Here is a 19,575-nt window from a genome sequence, read left to right as displayed (position 1 = left end):
TCAAGCTCCTACGCTGTGCCGCAATGCGTCGATGGAGTGGGTGAAGTAGCGCGTGGCCAGCACATCCGACAAGCCCAACACGCCCCGCACACAGCGTCCCAGATAGTCCTCCAGCGCGGCATGGCGGCCCTCGGCGTCCTGTGCGCACAAGGCCGCCAGCAACAGGTCGGACGCATCAGGGATGCCCGTGGCGGCGGATTCGCCGGGCGTGCCCGCAGCTGCTTCGATCTTGGTGATGCGCCCGCGCAGCGTCTGCGCCACCCAGGCCAGCGAGCGGGGGTTGTCGCGGTCGATCACCAGCAGGTCCAGCAGGGCGGGCATGTCGCGCCGCTGCTGGTACTGCGCGTGGAAGGTGATGGTGCTGTCAAACAGCGCCACCATGGCCTCAAAGCCGCCTTCATCCTGCACGGCGCCGGTCTGCAGGCCGCTTTCCAGCGCCGAGGCCAGAAAGCCCAGGCGCTCCAGATGGCGGCCAATGGAGAGCAGGCGCCAGCCGTCGTCGCGGGTCATGCGGTCGGTCTGCTGGCCGGTCATGGCGGCGGTGTGGCCGCTCAGCACTTCCAACTGGCGCAGCGCATCCAGCGGCGAATAGTCGCCGTCGTCTTCGGCCCCGGTGCGGGGCGCAAAAAACTCCGCCTCGGCCCGCACGATGAGGTTCCAGTGCTCTTGCGACAGGCGGTCGCGCACGGCCGATGCGGCGCCCAGAATGCCGCGCAGGTTGAAGCCCACGCTGGTCACCTGAGCGGGCTGCGTCAGCCCGGCGATCAGCGAGCGCTCGAACACGCGCCGCGCCTGCCCCGCCGCCGGCACCGTGGGCAGCACCAGCCCCTGGCTCACGCCCATGGCGCTCAGCCAAGCCAGCAGCGGTTGCGAGGTCTGGTCCTCGCCGTTCAGGCATTGCAGCGTGATGCGCGCCAGGCGCGTGACGTTCTCGGTGCGCTCGGTGTAGCGGCCCAGCCAGAACAGGTTTTCTGCCGCGCGGCTGGTCACCTGGCGGCTGCGGTGCACCACGGCGGGCGCGGCCTGGTTGTGGGCCAGCAGTGTGGTGGTGTCCACGGGGCCATCGGTCTGCACCCACACGTCGGCACTGCTGCCACCGCGCTGCATCGATGTAATGCCGCTGTCGCCTTGGGCCAGACGGGCCAACCCGCCCGGCAACACGCGCCAGGAGCCCGGGCCGTCGCACACCGCAAACACGCGCAGCATCACCGAGCGGGGGGCGATGGGGCTGCGATCTGACGCGGCACCCTCCGTGTCCTTGGTGCGCCAGGTGGGCATTTGCGACAGCGGCAGGTGGGCCTGAACGGTGTATTCATCGCCCTGCGCTTCAATGCGTGAGGACCACTGCGCCAGGTCTTGCGCCGACAGCGCGCCGCCCAGCACGGGCACGCGCTGCGCCATGGGCCAGGTGGGGCGGATCACGCTGTGCGCGAGCTGCGGCAGCACCGCCTGCATGGCCGAGCGTTCGCCACACCACCAGGTGGGCAGCGACGGCAGGGCCAGCTCTTCGCCCAGCAGGTGGCGCGACAGCGCGGGCATAAAGCCCAGCAGCGCCGACGATTCGAGGAACGCCGAGCCCGGCGCATTGGCCACCAGCACGTTGCCCGCGCGGATGGCCTGTAGCAAGCCGGGCACGCCCAGGCGCGAGTCGCTGCGCAGCTCCAGCGGGTCTAGAAACTCGTCGTCCAGGCGCTTCAGGATGCCGTGCACCGGCTGCAGGCCGTGCAGGGTCTTGAGGTACAGGCGCGCGTCGCGCACCGTAAGGTCGTTGCCCTCCACCAGCGTCAGGCCCAGATAGCGCGCCAGGTAGGCATGCTCAAAATAGGTCTCGTTGTACGGGCCGGGCGTGAGCAGCACGATGCGCGCATCCGCCCCCGCAGGGCTCATCTGCCGCAGCCCGTCGAGCAGCGCGCGGTAGGTGGCGGCCAGGCGCTGCACATGCATCTGGCTGAATGCCTCGGGGAACAGGCGCGAGATGAGCAGCCGGTTCTCCAGCAAATACCCCAGGCCCGAGGGCGCCTGCGTGCGTTGCGTGACCACCCACCAGGCGCCCTGCGCATCGCGCGCCATGTCGAATGCGGCGATGTGCAGATGGGTGCCGCCCACGGGCTGCACGCCGCGCATGGCGCGCAGGTAGCCGGGGTGCCCCTGCACCAGGGCGCTGGGCAGCAGACCGCTGCGCAGCAGCTCCTGCGGGCCATACACGTCGGCCATCACGCGGTCGAGCAGGCGGGCGCGCTGCAACACGCCGCGCTCGATGTGCGCCCAGTCGCCCTGCGAGAGGATCAGCGGGAACAGGTCCACCGACCAGGGCCGCTGCGGGCCGTCGGCGTCGGCATAGACGTTGTAGGTGATGCCGTTGTCGCGCACCTGGCGCTGCAGGCTCTGCATGCGCCGGTCCAGGTCCTGAAAGCCCTCGGGGCCCAATTGATCAAAAAATTGGGCCCAGGCGCTAGTGATGTTTGGGTTGGTTGCTATTGATTGAGGAGCTGACGCTGCGGTGGCCGTGCTGGATGCATCCGGCACACGGGCACCCCGCAACTCGTCAAAATGCCCGGCCGCCGCAGCAGGCGCCAGCGCAGCCGCCCATTGGGCCGCGCTGTCGGAAGGGTCGGGAGGGGGAAGGCTGTCGTTAAGATGGTTCACTGCGCTCGATTTTCGGGCATTTGGTCTCCGGCACTCTGCGGGTTACCCACAGCCTGCAAAGCCAGCGCGGCCCCGACCCGTGGACGCCGTGGAACTGGCTTTGCCAGGCCACTGGCGTCGTCCCCCTTGGGGGAAGGCGCGCAGCGACTCAGGGGGGCTTTCCTACGGCCGCATCTTGCGCCGCAGATCCAGCGTGAACGGAAACTCCCGGCTGCCCGGCAGCTCAATCGTCGCAGGCGGCACAGCCAGCCGCCCCGGCGTGTGGCCCATGCGCGAGAAGCGCGCCAGGCGGCGGCTTTCGGCCTCGTAGGCGTTGACCGGGAAGGTGTCGTAGTTGCGCCCGCCCGGGTGCGCCACGTGGTACTGGCAGCCGCCCAGCGAGCGGTTCATCCAGGTGTCTACGATGTCGAACGTGAGCGGCGCATGCGCGCCAATGGTCGGGTGCAGGGCCGAAGGCGGGTTCCAGGCCTTGTAGCGCACGCCTGCCACAAATTCGCCGGTCGTGCCCGTGCTCTGCAGCGGCAGCGGTTGGCCGTTGACGGTGACCACATGGCGGCTTTCGTTCATGCCGGTCACGCGCACCTCGATGCGCTCCAGCGACGAGTCCACGTAGCGCACGGTGCCGCCCGCAGAGCCTTCTTCGCCCATCACGTGCCAGGGCTCCAGCGCGTTGCGCAGGGTCAGTTCCACGCCCATCGATTGGACGGTACCGACCATGGGGAAGCGGAACTCGAACTGCGGCGCAAACCAGGCGGGGTCAAACGCGTAGCCTGCGGCGTTCATCTCGGCCACCACATCGTGCATGTCCTGCTGGATGAAGGTGGGCAGCATCCAGCGGTCGTGCAGCTCGGTGCCCCAGCGGGCGGCGGGCGCGCGGTAGGGCGCCTTCCAGAAGCGGGCGATCAAGGCGCGCAGCAGCAGCTGCTGCACCACGCTCATGTGGGCGTGGGGCGGCATCTCGAACGCGCGCAGCTCCAAGAGGCCCAGGCGGCCCGTGCTGCTGTCGGGCGAGAACATCTTGTCGATGCTGAACTCGCTGCGGTGCGTGTTGCCCGTCACATCCACCAGGATGTTGCGCAGCGTGCGGTCCACCAGCCAGGGCGGCATGTCCTGGCCGTAGATCGCGCGGTTGGCCTCGATCTCGCGCAGGGCAATCTCCAGTTCGTACAGCTGGTCGTTGCGCGCCTCGTCCACGCGGGGCGACTGGCTGGTGGGGCCGATGAACAGGCCGCTGAACAAATAGCTCAGGCTGGGGTGGTTGTGCCAGTACAGCAGCAGGCTGGCCAGCAGCTCAGGCTTGCGCAAGAACGGCGAGTCGGCCGGGGTGGCGCCGCCCATCACAAAGTGGTTGCCGCCGCCGGTGCCGGTGTGGCGGCCATCGGTCATGAACTTCTCGGCTGACAGGCGCGTCTCCCACGCGGCCTGGTACAGAAACTCGGTGTGCTGCACCAGCTCTTTCCAGTGGCTGGCGGGGTGGATGTTCACCTCGATCACGCCGGGGTCGGGCGTGACGGCCAGCACTTTGAGGCGTGCGTCGCGCGGCGGCGGGTAGCCTTCGAGCACGATCTTCATGCCCAGCTCTTCAGCCGTGGCCTCGATGGCGGCCAGCAGGTCCAGGTAGTCTTCCAGGCGCGCCAGCGGGGGCATGAAGACGTACAGCACGCCGTATTTCTCGCCCACCTTCTCGGCCTTGGGGCCGCTGGCGCGGCGTGGGTCTCGCACCTCTACGCACAGGGCGGTGCGCGACAGGCCTGCGGCCGACTGGAACTTGCCCGGCGGCTGCACGCCCGCATGCGGGTCGGGCTGACCGGCCAGGCGCGCGTTATCACCACCCGCAGTGCTCTGCGCCACGCGCCGTGCCTCGCCCGGCGCAGTGGCGCCCGCCAGATAGCGCAGGTCGCGGTCGCCGGTGACCGGGCCGAATGGCACGGAATACCGCGCGCGCAGCGTGGCGGCAGCAGCCAGCGGGCCTTGTGGGGCGGTCGGGTCTTGCGGGATCAGGTGTTCGGTGTCGGAGACCTTCACCCAGGGCAGGGCGTCCAGCGGCAGGCGGTAGCCCATGGGCGAATCGCCGGGGATGAGCAGCATGCGGTCGTCGCGGAAGAACCACGGCCCGGTGCTCCACAGGCTGCCCGCTAGCGTGCCGGTGCCTACGCCCGCCTGCAGCGGCAGCACATAGCCCACCACGCTGTCGAGCTTTTGCTCGAACACGCGGCGCAGGCGCGCGCGCTCCAGCTCGTCGTCCAGGCGTGCGTCGAACGGGTCCACGTTGATTGGCAGGCGCCGCTCGCGCCAAAGGTAATAGAAGGTGTCTTCGTAACCCGGCTGGATGTAGCGGTCGGTGATGCCCAGCTTGCGCGTGAGGTGGCGCACAAAACGTTCAGCGTCGGCGCTGGTGTAGTGCGATGGGTCACGCTCGTCGGCAAACAACGCAGGGTTCTGCCACGCGGGCTGGCCGTCGGCGCGCCAGCAGATCGACAGCGCCCAGCGCGGCAACTGCTCGCCGGGGTACCACTTGCCCTGGCCAAAGTGCAGAAAGCCACCCTGGCCGTATTCGGCACGCAGCTTGTGCGTGAGTTCGGTGGCAAAGCCGCGCTTGGTGGGGCCCAGGGCATCGGTGTTCCACTCGGGCGCATCGCGGTCGCCCACGGCCACAAAGGTGGGCTCGCCACCCATGGTCAGGCGCACATCGCCTGCTACCAGGTCGGTGTCCACCTGCTCGCCCAGCGCCAGCACGGCCTGCCACTGGTCTTCGGTGTAGGGCTTGGTCACGCGGGGCGATTCGTAGATGCGCGTCACGCGCATCTCGTGGCTAAAGTCCACCTCGGCCTTGTCCACGCCGCCTTCAATCGGCGCGGCCCCGGAGGGTTGCGGTGTGCAGGCCAGCGGGATGTGGCCCTCGCCCGCCATCAGGCCGCTGGTGGCATCCAGGCCAATCCAACCCGCGCCGGGCAGGTAGACCTCGCACCAGGCGTGCAGGTCGGTGAAGTCGTGGTCGGTGCCGCTGGGGCCGTCCAGCGCCTTCACATCGGGGGTCAACTGGATCAGGTAGCCCGACACAAACCGTGCCGCCAGCCCCAGGTGGCGCAGCAGCTGCACCAGCAGCCAGCCCGAGTCGCGGCACGAGCCGCTGGCTTTTTGCAGCGTCTCTTCGGGCGTCTGCACGCCGGGCTCCAGGCGGATCAGGTAGCGGATGTCCTGCGACACCTGCTGGTTGAGTTTGACCAGAAAGTCGATGGTGCGCTGCTTGCTGCGGTCGATCTTGTCCAGATACGCCTGCACCAGCGGCGTCATCGGCTCGGTGGCCAGGTAGGGGGCCAGCTCCTGCTGCACATCGCTGCTGTACTTGAAGGGGATGTGCTCGGCCTCGGGCTCAAGGAAGAAGTCGAAGGGGTTGTACACCGCCATCTCCACCACCAGGTCCACCGTGACCTTGAACTCGCGCGTCTTCTCGGGGAAGACCAGCCGCGCCTGGTAGTTGGCAAACGGGTCTTGCTGCCAGTTGATGAAGTGCTGCGCGGGCTCGACCTTGAGCGAATACGAAATCACATTGCTGCGGCAATGGGGCGCAGGCCGCAATCGGATGGTCTGCGGCCCGAGGCCGACCAGCCGGTCGTATTGGTAGTGCGTGACGTGGTGGAGCGCGGCGTGAATGGGCATATACGGGGCATGCTAGCAAGTCCTGAGCCATCGCGGGCAACTATTCCGGGGGCGATGACAAGTGGTCATCGGCTGTTCACAATGTGCGGCTCTTGCCCTGCTGCTGGGGCCGCCTGTTTTTTCTGATCGCGCACCATCTTGGTGACGCTCTTTTGACCCATGTCCCATTCCTCCCAACTTCTGCTCCTGCCCGGCCTTGCCGCCGATGAACGCATGTGGCGTGGCGTTCTGCCGCTGCTGCCCGCCGCGCTGCGCCCCGAGGTCGCCACCGCCCACCAGGATGTCAACCTGCATCGCATCGAGGACTTTGCTGCCCGGCTGCTGGCACAGCATGCGGGGCCGCTGGTGCTGGCCGGCGCATCGATGGGCGGCATGATTGCCATGGAGGCTGCACGTCAAGCGCCCCAGCGGGTCGCAGGGCTGGCGCTGCTGGGCACCACCGCCCGGCCCGAGACACCCGACATGCGCGCCCTGCGCGAAGGCGCCATCGAACTGTTTGAACAGGGCCGTGTGCGCGAGGTCATCGAGCCCAACGTGGCCCTGGCCTTTCACCCCGTGAACGCCGCCAAGACGGACCTAGTGCAGGCCTACCTGGACTTTGTGCTGGATGCGGGCGCTGACCACCTGGTGCGCCAGAACCGCGCCGTCATCCACCGGCCCGATGCGCGGGTGCACCTGCCGCAGGTGGCTTGCCCCGTGCTGGTGGTGTGTGGTGCGGCCGACCAGCTCACGCCGCCGGAATGCTCGGCAGAGATTGCGGCGCTGGTGCCTGGCGCCGAGCAACACCTGCTGCCGGGCAGCGGCCACATGCTGACTATGGAGCAGCCCGAGGTGGTGACCCGCTTGGTGGTGCAGTGGCTGGCCCGCAACGGGTGGATTGAAGTGAGTTGAAGCGTTTTTGGCTGGAAGCGCTAGTGAAATTTGCCTGAGCAGCTATAAAAATGGTAGCTAATCAAAACTCCAGGTTGTCAATCAACCGCGTGCTGCCCAGCCGTGCCGCACCCAGCGCTACCAGCGTGCCTGCAACATCGTCGGCCGAGGCGGGCAGCAGGTCGGCGCGGCGGCGCACCGTGAGGTAGTCGGGCGCCCAGCCCCGCGCGCGCAGCGCGTCTTGCGCCTGGGCCTCCAGCGCGCTGCGGTCGCTGGCGTCCAGCCACTGCTGCGCCAGCCGCTTCAGGGCCTGCGACAGGGCCACGGCCTCCTGGCGTTCTTCCAGGCTGAGGTAGCCATTGCGCGAACTCAGCGCCAGGCCGTCGGCCGCGCGGCAGGTCTCGCCCGCCACGATGTCAATGGGCAGCGCAAACTGCCGCACCATGTGGCGGATCACCATGAGCTGCTGGTAGTCCTTCTTGCCAAACACGGCAACGCCACCGGTGGCGCCCAGCACGCAGGCAAACAGCTTCATCACCACCGTGCTCACGCCCACAAAAAAGCCGGGGCGGAAGTGGCCTTCGAGCATGTCGGCGAGCTGCGGGTCGGGGTGCACCTTGAAGGTCTGGGGCTCGGGGTACAGGTCCGCCTCGCGCGGCGCAAACAGCACATCGCAACCGGCGGCCTGCAGCTGGGCGCAGTCGGCCTCCCAGGTGCGGGGGTAGCTGTCAAAGTCCTCGTGCGGCAGAAACTGCAGCCGGTTCACAAAGATGCTGGCCACGGTCACATCGCCCAGGGGTTGGGCCTGGCGCACCAGGGCAATGTGCCCATCGTGCAGGTTGCCCATGGTGGGCACAAAGGCGGGGCGGCGGTAGGGGGCCAGGGCCTGGCGCAGGTCGGCAATCGAGCGGGCAATCAGCATGGGGTAAGAAGGGTCAAAGATAGAAATTCGGCGAAGGCCGGAGGGGCTCTTACCAGGCGTGCTGGGCGTTGTCGGGAAAACTGCCACGCTTTACGGCCTGCACATACGCCTCCATGGCGCCGCGCACGCTGCCTGCGTCCTGCATGAAGTTGTGCACGAACTTCGGCATCTTTCCGAGGTTCATGCCCAGCATGTCGTGCAACACCAGCACTTGGCCGGCCGTGCCGTTGCCCGCGCCGATGCCGACCGTGTGGCAGTGCGGCAGCTCGGCCGTCAGGTCGGCGGCCAGCGCAGCGGGCACCATCTCCAGCACCAGCATGGCGGCGCCTGCGCCCTGCAGCTCATGCGCCTCTTTGCGCAGAGTGCGGGCCGCGTCGTCGGTCTTGCCCTGCACGCGGTAGCCGCCGAGCGCGTGCACCGTCTGTGGCGTCAGGCCCAGGTGGGCGCACACCGGTACGCCCCGCTGCACCAGGAATTCCACTGTGGGCGCCGTCCAGCCCCCACCTTCGAGCTTGACCATGTGCGCCCCGGCCTGCATCAGCACACAGGCGCTGCGCAGAGCCTGTTCGCGGCTTTCGGTGTAGGTGCCATAGGGCAGGTCGGCCACCAGCCAGGCCGTGCCCTGAACGCGGTGCAGGCCGCGCGCCACGCTGGCCGTGTGGTAGGCCATGGTGTCGAGCTGAACACCCACGGTGCTGGGCAGGCCCTGGCACACCATGCCCAGCGAGTCGCCCACCAAAATACATTCCACCCCCGCCGCATCGGCCACGGCGGCAAAGGTGGCGTCGTAGGCGGTGAGCATGGTGATTTTTTCGCCCGCTGCGCGCATCTGCGCCAGGCGCGGCAGGCTCACAGGGCGGCGCTGGGGCAGGGGCGATGCAGGCGGCAGCGTGCCGTAGGGCGTGGCGGAAACAGGGCTGGTGGCGTTCATGTTGCGCGGCGGAGCCAAAAAATTGCCGCGAGTCTATGCGACCAATACTGGGTGTACTTATTGGTTTCCTGCACGGGCAGGGCGGGCCTGCACTGGCACAGTGGCCTTTGCGTTCCCGGTATGCTCGCGGCCCATGACAGCAGCGACACCCCCCGCGAAAAGCACTATGAGAGACAACGATGTAAAGGCCCTGGCCCAGGCCGACGTGGCCCGCGCTCTGGCCGAAGACGTGGGCACTGGCGACCTTACCGCCGGCCTGATCGACCCCGCCCGCCGCGCCCGCGCGCGCATCCTGGCGCGCGAAGCCGCCGTGATCTGCGGCGCCCCTTGGGCTGAAGCCGCGCTGCGCGCCCTCGACCCCACGGTGCAGATCACCTGGCATGTGGCCGAAGGCCAGCGCTGCGCCCCCGACCAGGTGGTGCTGGAGCTGGAAGGCCAGGCCCGCGCACTGCTGAGCGCCGAGCGCACCGCACTCAACTTTCTGCAGCTGCTCTCGACCGTCGCCACCAAAACCCGCACCTATGTGGATGTGGTGGCGGGTACGCGCGCGCAGATCGTGGACACGCGCAAGACCATTCCCGGCCTGCGCTTGGCGCAAAAGTACGCTGTGCGCGTGGGCGGCGGCACCAACCACCGCATTGGCCTGCACGATGCGGTGTTGATCAAAGAGAACCACATTGCTGCCGCCGGTGGCGTGACGGCGGTGCTGCGCGCCGCACAGGCCGTGGCCGCGCAGGCGACCTTCATCGAGATCGAAGTCGAAACCCTGGAGCAGCTGACCGAGGCGCTGAATGCGGGCGCCAAGATGGTGCTGCTGGACAACATGCCGCTGCCCATGCTGCGCGAAGCGGTGCGCATCAATGCAGGCCGCGCGATTCTGGAAATCTCGGGCGGTGTCACGCTCGAAGGCTTGCGCGAACTGGCCGAGACCGGCGTGGACCGCATCTCCATCGGCACGCTGACCAAAGACGTGAAGGCCACCGACTTTTCGATGCGTCTGCAGGAGCTGGCATGAGCACCGCAACCCTGAACCGTATCGACGTCGAATACGAGCAGCCTGACGAGGCAGCATCGGGCGCCGTCTGCTCCACCAAACACGCCTGGGCGCGTGTGCCGCCCGAGCCGTCACAGGCTGAGCGTGCAGCGCTCAAAGACAGGATTCGCCGCCTGCTCAAGGAAAAAAATGCGGTCATGGTGTCGCATTACTACGTGCACCCGGACCTGCAGGACCTGGCTGAAGAAACCGGAGGCCTGGTTAGCGATTCGCTGGAAATGGCGCGCTTTGGCCGTGACCATGTCGCGCAGACCTTGGTGGTGAGCGGCGTGCGCTTCATGGGCGAAACGGCCAAGATCCTGAGCCCGGAAAAGACCGTGCTCATGCCCGACCTGGACGCCACCTGCTCGCTGGACCTGGGTTGCCCCATCGACGAATTCAGCGCGTTCTGCGATCAGCACCCCGACCGCACCGTGGTCGTCTACGCCAACACCAGCGCGGCGGTGAAGGCGCGTGCTGACTGGCTGGTGACATCGAGCTGTGCGCTCGACATCGTGGGTGCCCTGAAGGCGGCAGGCCAGAAAATTTTGTGGGCGCCGGACCGCCACCTGGGCGCATACATCCAGCGCGAGACAGGCGCCGACATGGTGTTCTGGAACGGTGCCTGCATCGTGCATGACGAGTTCAAGGCGCTGGAGCTGGAGCTGCTGAAAAAGCAGCACCCACAGGCCAAAGTGCTGGTCCACCCCGAAAGCCCCGCCGACGTGGTGGCCCTGGCCGATGCCGTGGGCTCCACCAGCGCCATCCTCAAGGCCGCGCGCGAGATGGATGCCACCGAGTTCATCGTGGCCACCGACAACGGCATGATGCACAAGCTGCGCACGCTCAACCCCGGCAAAACGTTCTACGAAGCGCCCACGGCGGGCAACAGCGCCACCTGCAAGAGCTGCGCGCACTGCCCCTGGATGGCGATGAACGGCTTGGCCGATGTGGCGCGGGTGCTGGAGACTGGTGCCAACGCCGCGCATGTGGACCCCGCGCTCATCCCGCGTGCGCGCCAGCCGATTGACCGCATGCTGGCCTTCACGGCGGCGCTCAAGAACGGTCAGCCCACCGGCGCACTGGTGCCCCATCTGGGCGCTGCCTGAGAGCGCACAACGTGTTGACGATTGCTCATTTTTTGATAGCTATAGGCGCATGATCCACTAGCGCCTCCGCCTGCTTTGACCCATAGTTGCCGCATTGACTTCACCCAGCCGCTGACTGCGGGCGCCACGCGCCTGCGCCATCGGTTCGAGGCACCGCGCGAGGTGCTGGTGGCCCACGCACTGCACGAGGTGCGCGGTGTGCTCGACGCCGTGTTTGCCGCCGCACAGCAAGGACGCTGGTGCGTGGGCCATGTGCGCTACGAGGCCGCCCCGGCCTTCGATGCCGCATTGCAGACCCATGCGGCCGACGGCCCGCTGGCCTGGTTCGCCGTGTACGACGCGCCCCAGCCCGGGACCGACGACGCGGCGGATGCGGCGGCAGCAGCAACCCCTGCGCAGGTGGTGTGGGACGACAGCCCCGAGCGCGAGGAATTTGACGCCGCACTGGCGCAGATCCAGCAGGCCATCGCGGCGGGCGAGCTGTACCAGGTCAACTACACCGCGCCCTTTCGCGGCACGCTTCAGGGCTCGTCGCAGGCCCTGTTTGCTGCACTCTTGCGCGCGCAGCCCGGGGGCTATGCCGCTTACCTGCAGGCGGGTGACGAGCAGGTGCTGTCGGTGTCGCCCGAGCTGTTTTTTGACTGGCTGGACGCGCCTGAAGGCGGCACCCTGCTGGCCCGCCCGATGAAGGGCACGGCCCCGCGCGGCGCCACCCCCGAGCAGGACGCGCAGCAGGCCGAGCACCTGCGCACGGCGCCCAAGGAGCGTGCCGAGAACGTGATGGTCGTGGACCTGCTGCGCAACGACATGTCGCGCATTGCGCTGCCGCACAGCGTGCAGGTGCCTGCGCTGTTTGCCACGCAGGCCTTGCCCACGGTGTGGCAGATGACCTCGGACGTGACGGCGCGCACGCGGCCCGGCACCACGCTGACGGAGGTTTTTGCGGCGCTGTTCCCTTGTGGCTCCGTCACGGGAGCGCCCAAGGTGCGCGCCATGCAGATGATCCGCGCGCTGGAGCCCGCGCCGCGCGGCGTGTATTGCGGCGCGGTGGGCGTGGTGCGGCCGGGCGGCGCAGCGGGGCCGGACGGCCTGCACCCGGTGGCGGCTACCTTTAACGTGCCCATCCGCACCGTGGTGCTGCGTGGCGTGGGTACTGGTGCGGGTTCGGGTGCGGATGCCTCCCCCGTCGTGGCCGAGGCCACCTGCGGCATCGGCAGCGGCATCACCTCCGGTGCCGAGGCGGGCGCCGAATGGGCCGAGTGGCACCACAAGCGCGCCTTTGTCGAGCGGGCGAGCGCTCCGTTCGAGGTGCTCGAAACCCTGGGCTTGCACCACGGCAAGTTCGTGCACGCTGACCAGCATGTGCGCCGCATGGGCGAGGCGGCTGCGCATTTTGGCTTTGCATTCAACGCCCACGCGGTGCGCCAGGAGCTGCAGATTGCCGCCCTGCAACACCGCGATGGCGACTGGCGGGTGCGCCTGCTGCTGGCGGCGGACGGCAGCGCACGCGCTGAGGCCTTTGCGCTGCAGACCACGGCAGTGCCTGTGCGCCTGCAACTGGCGCCGCGCCCCTTTGCGGCCGCACACAGCGAGTTCGTGCGCTACAAGACCACGCGGCGCGCGCACTACGCGGCGTTTGCACCCACCCCCCCCGGCGTGTTCGACACGGTGCTGTGGAACGAGGCGGGCGAGATCACAGAAGGCACCTTCGGCAACATCGCCGCGCTCGTCGATGGGCGCTGGGTGACGCCGCCCCTGTCCTGCGGCCTGCTGCCCGGCGTGGGCCGCGCCGTGGCGCTGCAGGACGGTCACGTGGTGGAGGCAGTGCTGCGCGTGGCCGACATCCCCCGCGTGCAAGGCTGGGCGTTCATCAACAGCCTGCGCGGCTGGCTGGACGCCACGCTGGACGCGTAGCCAGTCCTTTTCTCGCAACCTCCCTGTTGGCGTGCCGCCCCAGGTGTTTGGCGGCCGCCGCAGGGGGCGTTCAGCGCAATGGATCAGGCCGTGGGTGTGTTGCCTTCGTTGGTCGTTCAGGCAGCGGGCCGAGCGTTCCAACGCGCATCCTGTGCATCAGGATGTGACGCTGCTTGCCCGGGCTGTAGGCGCGTGCATGGCGCCCACCCAGCCTGACCGCGCCGGCCTGGCAAGGCCTGTTGCTGCGGTCTGGCGAATGCCCCCTTTTGCATCCTGCTACCTGCTGTGCGCTTGCTTACTCCGCATCGCACCTGGCCCACAGGCCTATAGGACACGGCCTACAAAAAGCGCTGCGGTGCCCCTCGAACATGAACCCACACAAGACGCCTTTGAAGGCTTTGTGTGCCACCTTTGTTCAACCACTTCGACAGGAGCCACCATGTCTCAAAACAACCCGCAGAACCAGCCCAACACCCCTTCGTCTCAGCGCCAGTCGCCCGCCGGGCAGCAGCAGGCCGAGCAGAGCACGGGCGGCAACACCCACCACCAGCAGGGCGCCCGCAACGACGCCGACACACACGCGCAGGGCCGCGACCAGAAGCAGCAAGGCAGCCGCGATTCGCACAAGAGCCAGCCCTGAGACCGGGCGGGCCACAACAGCATGTGGCCAGCCGCACCCTTCCATTCCTATTCACTTTCAACTTTTGATATTCCCATTGACCGCAAGGAGAACACCATGGGCTACAGAGACAGCGACGACAGCAACTTTTCCCGCCATGGCATGGGCCGCGATGCCGACGACATGCGCTTTACCGAGCGCGGTGACCACCAGGGCTACGGCAGCGAAGACCATCGCGGCAGCAGCCCTGGCGGTTACCGCCAGGAGTTCGAGAACCGCAATGATCGTAGCGACCGTTATGAGCAAGAACGCTATGGCCACGAACGTTATGGCCAGTACGGCCTGAACCGCAGCCGTGGCGAACCGCAGGGCTACCCACGCACCGGGCGTGAGAGCTTTGGCGCGTATGGGCCTCAGGGCCGCTCGGACTACGACAACGGCCCCGGCCGTCAGCACCAGGCCTGGGGCGTCCCGTACGAGAGCCAGGGCTTTCGCGATGACGAAGGGCGTTTTGCCTCGCCCTATCGCGATGATGAACGCGGCCAGGGTGGCTACGGCAACGCCTATGGCTTCACCCGCAATGCACCGCCCGCCCAGCAGAGCCGGGGCCACCGCGATCCCGACTACCAGCAGTGGCGCGATGAGCAACTGCGCATGCTGGATGACGACTACGACAGCTGGCGCAAGGAGCGCTACCAGAAGTTCTCGGATGACTTCAGCCAGTGGCGCTCCAGCCGCACCAGCGGCAGTTCGGGCCAGCAGCAGCCCGGTCAGCAGAACCAGAAAGGTGCGGGCTCCCAGAGCGCATCCACCACCGCGTCTGGCGGCAACCAGGGCAATACTGGCAAGTCCAAGGATGCCAGCTGACCGTTGCAGTTACTGACGCGGCCGGGCCGGGGCAGTATGTACTGCCCCGGCCCGGTCGTTGAACTCGCCGTCCGTACCACCGTGGGCGCACTGGCCTGGAAGCCCAGGCGCCCCTTTTTTGGCTCCGGTTGACCTGAAGCCCCTGTCGGCAGAAAGACATGCCGCCGTGACCGCCTCCGACCCCTTCGCTCCCGGCCACCGAGGGCGCGATCCATGCCTTTACCCAGGTGCTGGCGCACAACCGGCCGACCGGGGAATCCGCGGGAAAGCGGTGGCGCCAGGGCCAGTGTGGACACCGCTGATCCGGCGGACCGCCCGGCCGAAGAGTTGGAAAAGGTTAGCGTCACCACGCGTCTGGACCGCCCGGCGCAACCCGAGGAGATCTCGCCCGCCGGCGTGTTCCTGACGGCCCCGTGTTGTTCCAGCTACATCACGGGCATCGTGCAGCCGATCACCGGCAACGCAGGCGACGGGGCCTGAGGCGGGGGCAGGAGTGCAGCGTCAGAGCCGCTCTTTGGCGTACGAGCCCCGGTCCATATCGACGATCTCCACGCTCAATTGCACCATCACGCCCTGGGGCTTGGGGGTGCGCTCGCGCAGCACCGCGGCAATGAGGTCGGACAGCTCCTTCTTGGCCTCGGGCGTGCGGCCTGACAGCAGGCGCAGCTGTGCGTGCACAAAGGCGCGGTTGGCGGGTGCGATGCCGATCTCGAAGCTGTCGGCCACGATGAAGCGCGTCTTCAGATCTGCCTCGTCCTGCACCTGGGGATGGGCGCACAAGGCGGCGTTCAGGGCCGTCAACGTTTCGGCTTCGGGGTAGTGGGGCAGGTTGGCCGAGTATTCGATGGTCAGGTGGGGCATGGAATCGTCTCGCTGGAAGGATAGGGGAGGGCCTGCATTGGCAGGGCGCCTGGGCTGTGCATGGTACTGCGGCTTGTCAACGACTCACCAACGGTGTCGCCAGCGCATGCAGCGCGGCCAGCAGTTGCGCCACATCGTCGGTGGTGTGCGCGGCGGACAGCGCAATGCGCAGCCGCGCCGTGCCCGCTGGCACGGTGGGCGGGCGGATGGCAGGCACCCACAGTCCTTTGGCGCGCAGGCCTTCCATCACCGCCAGCGCCGCTTCGTTGCTGCCGATGATCAGGGCCTGCACGGGGGTGTGCGACGGCAGCAGGTGCCAGCCCAGCGATGCAGGCAATGTGGACAGTCCTTGGCGCAGTTGCGCGATGAGTCCGTCCAGATGTGCACGCCGGTCGTCGGCCGCCTCCATGATCCGCAGGCTTTGGCGCAGTGCGCTTGCCAGCAGCGGTGGCGCGGCGGTGGCAAAGATGTAGGTGCGCGTTTTTTGCAGCAGCCATTCGATGAGGGCTGCATCGCCGGCCACAAAGGCGCCCGCCACGCCCGCTGCCTTGCCCAGCGTGGCCATGTACAGCACGCGGCGCGAGGCGTGGGGGCCCGTCAGCCCCGCCTGTGCCAGGCTGCCGCGCCCTTGGGGGCCCAGCACGCCAAAGCCGTGGGCATCGTCCAGCAACAACAGTGCGTCGTAGCGCTCACACAGCGCGAGCAGGGCTGGGATGTCGATGAGATCGCCGTCCATGCTGAACACCGCATCGCTGATCACCAGCTTGCGCCTTGCGGGGCTGGCGGCAAGCTGCGCTTCCAGCGCTGCCAGGTCGGCGTGGGGATAGCGGTGGATGGTGGCGCGCGACAGGCGGGCACCGTCGATCAGGCAGGCGTGGTTGAGCGCGTCGGAGAACAGCGCATCGCCGTCACCCACCAGCGCGGGGATGATGCCGGTGTTGGTGGCATAGCCCGCGTAGAAGTACAGGGCCCGGGGCAGTTGTACATAGGCCGCCAGGTCGTGCTCCAGCGCATCGTTGGCAGCGCTGTGGCCGCTGACCAGCGGCGAGCCGCCCGAGCCCACGCCATAGTGGTGTGTGGCCTCGCGCGCGGCTTCGGCCAGCGCAGGGTGGCCGGCCAGGCCCAGGTAGTCGTTGCTGCAAAAGGCCAGCATGGACCGGCCGTCCACCAGCAGGCGTGCACCGCCGGCGGGCTGCACCACACGGCGGCGGCGCAGCAGGTGAGCGCGTTCGATGTCGGCCAGGCGCGCGGGGATCTCGTCGAGCCACGACGTTTGTGGTGCCGTGGCGCTTGTCATCGCCAGTCCTTGGGCAAATCAAACACCAGGCTGCCGGGTTCGGGTAGCTCCTGGTGCGGCACATCGGCCAGCAGCGGTGCACCCAGCCGGGTACGCAGGTAGGCAATGTTGTCCTCCACCGCATCCATGTCGGGGTCCACCCGGTTGGCCACCCAGCCCGCCAGCGTGAGGCCCCGCGCACGGATGGCCTCGGCGGTCAGCAACGCATGGTTCAGGCAGCCCAGCCGCAAACCCACCACCAGCACCACCGGCAAGGCCAAGGCCTGGGCAAGGTCTGCGCCAGTCAGCGTATCGGTGAGCGGCACATGAAAGCCGCCCGCTCCTTCCACCACCACGGCGTCGGCCTGTGCGGCCAGCGTTTGGTAGCTGGCGACGATGGCAGCGACGTCGATCTGCACACCCGCCCGCGCTGCGGCGATGTGGGGCGAGAGCGGGTCGGGCAGCAGCACGGGGTTGTCCAGCGATGGCGGCACGGCCAGGGTAGAGGCCGAGCGCAGCGCAATCGCGTCTTCACTGGCCCAGTCGTCCCCCCAGGGCACCAGGCCAGCCGCCACGGGCTTCATGCCCACCACGCGGCGGTGGTGGCGCGCCAGAGCGTGTAGCAGCCCGGCGGACACCAGCGTCTTGCCGACACCGGTATCGGTGCCGGTCACAAAACATCCCATCATCAACTTTCCTCCTGCAGGGTGGCGCTCAGCGCATCGAGCGCGCCGCTGGCAAGGCTCTGCACGGCCTCGTCGTCGAGCGCATAGGGCGGCATGGCGTACAGCGTTTTGCCAATGGGGCGCAGTACCAATCCGCGTGCCATGGCGTGCTGGTGGTAACGGCGCGCAAAGTCGGGCAGGGTAGTGTGTACATCCCAGGCCCAGATCATTCCAAGATGGCGTGCATGCTGCACACGCGGGTGCTGTGTGAGGGGTGCACAGGCCACATCGATACGCTGCGCCAGTGCCTTGTTGGTTTTCAGCGCATCCAACTGTTCAAACAACTCCAGCGTGGCCAGCGCCGCGCGGCAGGCCAGAGGGTTGCCGGTGTAGGAGTGCGAATGCAGAAAGCCCCGCGCCACATCGTCGTCGTAGAACGCGGCGTACACCGCATCGGTGGTGAGCACGGCCGACAGCGGCAGTGTGCCGCCCGTGAGGCCTTTGGACAGGCAAATGAAATCCGGCCGGATTCCGGCCTGCTGGTGGGCGAACATGGTGCCCGTGCGGCCAAAGCCCACGGCGATTTCGTCTACCACCAGGTGCACCTCGTAGCGGCTGCACAGCGCACGTGCCAGGCGCAGGTATTCGGGGTCGTGCATCGCCATGCCGGCCGCGCATTGCACCAGGGGCTCGACGATGAAGGCGGCGGTGGTTGTGTGGTGCTCCTGCAGCCATGCTTCCAGCGCGGCAGCTGCGCGTCGGGCCACGTCCTGTGCGGTCTCCACCGGTGCAGCATCGCGTGCGTCAGGGCTGGGCACGGTGTCGGCCAGGCGCACCAGCGGGGCATAGGCTTCGCGAAAGATCGCAATGTCGGTCACGGCCAGCGCGCCCACGGTTTCGCCGTGGTAGCCACCGGCCAGACCCACAAAGCGGCTCTTGGCGGGGCGACCGGTGTTGCGCCAGTAGTGCGCGCTCATCTTCAGGGCGATCTCGGTGGCGGCTGCGCCGTCGCTGCCGTAGAACGCATGGCCCAGGCCGGTGAGGGCGGCCAGGCGCTCGGACAGCTCCACCACGGGCGCATGGGTGAAGCCCGCCAGCATCACGTGGTCTAGCTGGCTCAGTTGGTCCACCAGCGCGGCCTGGATGTGTGGGTGGCTGTGGCCGAACAGGTTGACCCACCAGGAGCTGATGCCGTCCAGGTAGCGCTTCCCATCGGTGCCGTAGAGCCACGGGCCCTGCGCGCGGGTAATCGCCACGGGGGGCTGGGTTTCGTGCCGCTTCATCTGGGTGCACGGGTGCCAGACGGCAGCCAGGCTGCGGGCCACCAGAGCGTCATGGGTCGGCGCCATCGTTACAGGGCCTGCGTGGGCACTGCGTGGCGCAGTTCCGTCTGGCGGTTGTGCTCGTCCACAAACACCAGTTGCGGCTGGTGTGTGGCCACCTGGTCCTCTTGCACCTGGGCAAAGGCCGCAATGATGATGAGATCGCCTGTGGACGCGCGGCGTGCGGCCGAACCGTTGACCGAGATCATGCCGCTGCCGCGCTGGCCCCTGATGGCGTAGGTGACAAAGCGCTCGCCGTTGTTGATGTTCCAGATGTGGATCTGCTCGTTCTCGGCGATGTTGGCGGCGTCCAGCAGGTCTTCGTCGATGGCGCAGGAGCCTTCGTAGTGCAGCTCGCACTGGGTCACGGCCACGCGGTGGATCTTGGATTTGAGCAGAGTGCGGAACATCGGCTTCCTTGAATGAAGTCTGTGGATGGGGGAGTGCCTGCCGGAGGCAGGGCCGTGGCCGGTCAGGGCTGCGTAAAGTCCAGCGCGCAGCTGTCGCCCAGTGCCTCGCGCCACACGCGCACGCGGCTCACGCTGGCGCGCAAGTCGGTGGGCAGTGCCTGGGCGATGAACAGGCACAGGTTTTCCAGCGTCGGCGTGCCCAGGCCGGGCACCTCGTCGAGCATGTGGTGGTCCAGCTGCTCGCGCACCACGGCCAGGCCCTGGCGCAGCAGGCCCAGGTCCAGCACCATGCCGGTGGCGGGGTCGCGCGGGCCGGTCAGGAACACTTCGGCATGGTAGGTGTGGCCGTGCACGCGGCGGCTGCCTTCGGCCTCGATCTCGCGGCGCAGGGTGTGGGCGGCGTCGAAGAAGAAGCTCTGGGAGATGGTGAACAACATACGGTGATTTAGAAGGACTTGGAGAGGCTAACA

Annotated in this window: 16 protein-coding genes and 1 pseudogene; 7 read left to right on the top strand and 10 right to left on the bottom strand. The window is 67.8% G+C overall.

Annotation, left to right across the window (positions count from 1 at the left end):
* Both DNK89_RS10900 and DNK89_RS10895 read right to left on the bottom strand, forming a co-directional pair.
* Positions 1 to 2,646 (bottom strand): circularly permuted type 2 ATP-grasp protein, encoded by a 2,646-nt coding sequence (locus tag DNK89_RS10900; RefSeq protein WP_110960107.1) that lies wholly within the window; start codon positions 2,644 to 2,646, stop codon positions 1 to 3.
* 162 nt (positions 2,647 to 2,808) lie between these two features.
* Entirely contained in the window at positions 2,809 to 6,306 is a 3,498-nt protein-coding gene (locus DNK89_RS10895) for a DUF2126 domain-containing protein (protein ID WP_110960106.1), read from the bottom strand.
* 159 nt (positions 6,307 to 6,465) lie between these two features.
* Between DNK89_RS10895 and DNK89_RS10890 the strand changes: the two genes are divergently transcribed.
* Positions 6,466 to 7,197, top strand: coding sequence for an alpha/beta fold hydrolase (locus DNK89_RS10890; RefSeq protein WP_110960105.1), 732 nt, complete (start codon positions 6,466 to 6,468; stop codon positions 7,195 to 7,197).
* A gap of 61 nt (positions 7,198 to 7,258) precedes the next feature.
* Here the strand turns inward: DNK89_RS10890 and panC are convergent, their stop codons facing one another.
* Together panC and panB are read right to left on the bottom strand one after the other, a co-directional pair.
* On the bottom strand, positions 7,259 to 8,098 hold the full coding sequence (gene panC, locus DNK89_RS10885) for a pantoate--beta-alanine ligase (protein WP_110960104.1): 840 nt from the start codon (positions 8,096 to 8,098) through the stop codon (positions 7,259 to 7,261).
* A gap of 49 nt (positions 8,099 to 8,147) precedes the next feature.
* Positions 8,148 to 9,029 (bottom strand): 3-methyl-2-oxobutanoate hydroxymethyltransferase, encoded by an 882-nt coding sequence (gene panB / locus DNK89_RS10880; RefSeq protein ID WP_110960103.1) that lies wholly within the window; start codon positions 9,027 to 9,029, stop codon positions 8,148 to 8,150.
* Positions 9,030 to 9,195: 166 nt separating this feature from the next.
* On the opposite strand from panB, the gene nadC reads away from it, so the two are divergent.
* From nadC to DNK89_RS10850, 6 genes and pseudogenes are all read left to right on the top strand, one after another.
* Positions 9,196 to 10,044: a carboxylating nicotinate-nucleotide diphosphorylase gene (gene nadC / locus DNK89_RS10875; protein ID WP_203422248.1), complete on the top strand. Its 849-nt coding sequence runs from the start codon at positions 9,196 to 9,198 to the stop codon at positions 10,042 to 10,044.
* Positions 10,041 to 11,171, top strand: a complete 1,131-nt coding sequence (gene nadA / locus DNK89_RS10870) for a quinolinate synthase NadA (protein ID WP_110960101.1) — start codon at positions 10,041 to 10,043, stop codon at positions 11,169 to 11,171. Before nadC ends, nadA begins: the two co-directional genes overlap by 4 nt.
* A 75-nt stretch (positions 11,172 to 11,246) precedes the next feature.
* The gene (locus DNK89_RS10865; protein ID WP_110960100.1) at positions 11,247 to 13,085 is read left to right on the top strand and encodes a chorismate-binding protein; all 1,839 of its coding nucleotides are present in this window, start codon (positions 11,247 to 11,249) and stop codon (positions 13,083 to 13,085) included.
* Positions 13,086 to 13,524: 439 nt separating this feature from the next.
* Entirely contained in the window at positions 13,525 to 13,725 is a 201-nt protein-coding gene (locus tag DNK89_RS10860) for a hypothetical protein (RefSeq protein ID WP_110960099.1), read from the top strand.
* Between the two features lie 96 nt (positions 13,726 to 13,821).
* Positions 13,822 to 14,571 (top strand): hypothetical protein, encoded by a 750-nt coding sequence (locus tag DNK89_RS10855; protein WP_110960098.1) that lies wholly within the window; start codon positions 13,822 to 13,824, stop codon positions 14,569 to 14,571.
* Positions 14,572 to 14,765: 194 nt separating this feature from the next.
* A pseudogene (locus tag DNK89_RS10850) lies at positions 14,766 to 15,051 on the top strand (SDR family oxidoreductase); the annotation flags it as partial.
* Between the two features lie 21 nt (positions 15,052 to 15,072).
* On the opposite strand, the gene DNK89_RS10845 reads toward DNK89_RS10850, so the two are convergent.
* From DNK89_RS10845 to DNK89_RS10820, 6 genes are all read right to left on the bottom strand, one after another.
* On the bottom strand, positions 15,073 to 15,432 hold the full coding sequence (locus DNK89_RS10845; protein WP_110960097.1) for a 5-carboxymethyl-2-hydroxymuconate Delta-isomerase: 360 nt from the start codon (positions 15,430 to 15,432) through the stop codon (positions 15,073 to 15,075).
* Positions 15,433 to 15,508: 76 nt separating this feature from the next.
* Positions 15,509 to 16,729 carry an 8-amino-7-oxononanoate synthase gene (bioF, locus tag DNK89_RS10840; RefSeq protein WP_110960096.1) on the bottom strand — a complete coding sequence of 407 codons (1,221 nt, stop codon included), beginning with the start codon at positions 16,727 to 16,729 and terminating at the stop codon, positions 15,509 to 15,511.
* Positions 16,726 to 17,397, bottom strand: coding sequence for a dethiobiotin synthase (bioD, locus tag DNK89_RS10835; protein ID WP_110960095.1), 672 nt, complete (start codon positions 17,395 to 17,397; stop codon positions 16,726 to 16,728). Before bioD ends, bioF begins: the two co-directional genes overlap by 4 nt.
* A complete protein-coding gene (bioA, locus tag DNK89_RS10830; protein WP_110960094.1) occupies positions 17,397 to 18,722 on the bottom strand; it encodes an adenosylmethionine--8-amino-7-oxononanoate transaminase in 1,326 nt (441 codons plus the stop codon). The genes bioD and bioA overlap by 1 nt, the downstream gene beginning before the upstream one ends.
* A gap of 2 nt (positions 18,723 to 18,724) precedes the next feature.
* On the bottom strand, positions 18,725 to 19,105 hold the full coding sequence (gene panD, locus DNK89_RS10825) for an aspartate 1-decarboxylase (protein WP_110960093.1): 381 nt from the start codon (positions 19,103 to 19,105) through the stop codon (positions 18,725 to 18,727).
* A gap of 62 nt (positions 19,106 to 19,167) precedes the next feature.
* Positions 19,168 to 19,542, bottom strand: coding sequence for a 6-carboxytetrahydropterin synthase (locus tag DNK89_RS10820; RefSeq protein WP_015015449.1), 375 nt, complete (start codon positions 19,540 to 19,542; stop codon positions 19,168 to 19,170).
* Between the last annotated feature and the right edge of the window lie 33 nt (positions 19,543 to 19,575).

This window comes from Acidovorax sp. ST3 (assembly GCF_003231145.1).
Taxonomy (GTDB): Bacteria; Pseudomonadota; Gammaproteobacteria; order Burkholderiales; family Burkholderiaceae_C; genus Acidovorax.
The sequence above is the reverse complement of the archived record's forward strand: the minus strand, read 5'-3'. Positions and strand labels throughout refer to the sequence as shown.

Excerpts from the sequence above, each read along its gene's own strand:
- DNK89_RS10895 (WP_110960106.1), bottom strand. The coding sequence starts at position 6,306 with ATGCCCATTCACGCCGCGCTCCACCACGTCACGCACTACCAATACGAC.
- DNK89_RS10890 (WP_110960105.1), top strand. The coding sequence starts at position 6,466 with ATGTCCCATTCCTCCCAACTTCTGCTCCTGCCCGGCCTTGCCGCCGAT.
- panC (WP_110960104.1), bottom strand. The coding sequence starts at position 8,098 with ATGCTGATTGCCCGCTCGATTGCCGACCTGCGCCAGGCCCTGGCCCCC.
- panB (WP_110960103.1), bottom strand. The coding sequence starts at position 9,029 with ATGAACGCCACCAGCCCTGTTTCCGCCACGCCCTACGGCACGCTGCCG.
- nadC (WP_203422248.1), top strand. The coding sequence starts at position 9,196 with ATGAGAGACAACGATGTAAAGGCCCTGGCCCAGGCCGACGTGGCCCGC.
- nadA (WP_110960101.1), top strand. The coding sequence starts at position 10,041 with ATGAGCACCGCAACCCTGAACCGTATCGACGTCGAATACGAGCAGCCT.
- DNK89_RS10860 (WP_110960099.1), top strand. The coding sequence starts at position 13,525 with ATGTCTCAAAACAACCCGCAGAACCAGCCCAACACCCCTTCGTCTCAG.
- DNK89_RS10855 (WP_110960098.1), top strand. The coding sequence starts at position 13,822 with ATGGGCTACAGAGACAGCGACGACAGCAACTTTTCCCGCCATGGCATG.
- DNK89_RS10845 (WP_110960097.1), bottom strand. The coding sequence starts at position 15,432 with ATGCCCCACCTGACCATCGAATACTCGGCCAACCTGCCCCACTACCCC.
- bioF (WP_110960096.1), bottom strand. The coding sequence starts at position 16,729 with ATGACAAGCGCCACGGCACCACAAACGTCGTGGCTCGACGAGATCCCC.
- bioD (WP_110960095.1), bottom strand. The coding sequence starts at position 17,397 with ATGATGGGATGTTTTGTGACCGGCACCGATACCGGTGTCGGCAAGACG.
- bioA (WP_110960094.1), bottom strand. The coding sequence starts at position 18,722 with ATGGCGCCGACCCATGACGCTCTGGTGGCCCGCAGCCTGGCTGCCGTC.
- panD (WP_110960093.1), bottom strand. The coding sequence starts at position 19,105 with ATGTTCCGCACTCTGCTCAAATCCAAGATCCACCGCGTGGCCGTGACC.
- DNK89_RS10820 (WP_015015449.1), bottom strand. The coding sequence starts at position 19,542 with ATGTTGTTCACCATCTCCCAGAGCTTCTTCTTCGACGCCGCCCACACC.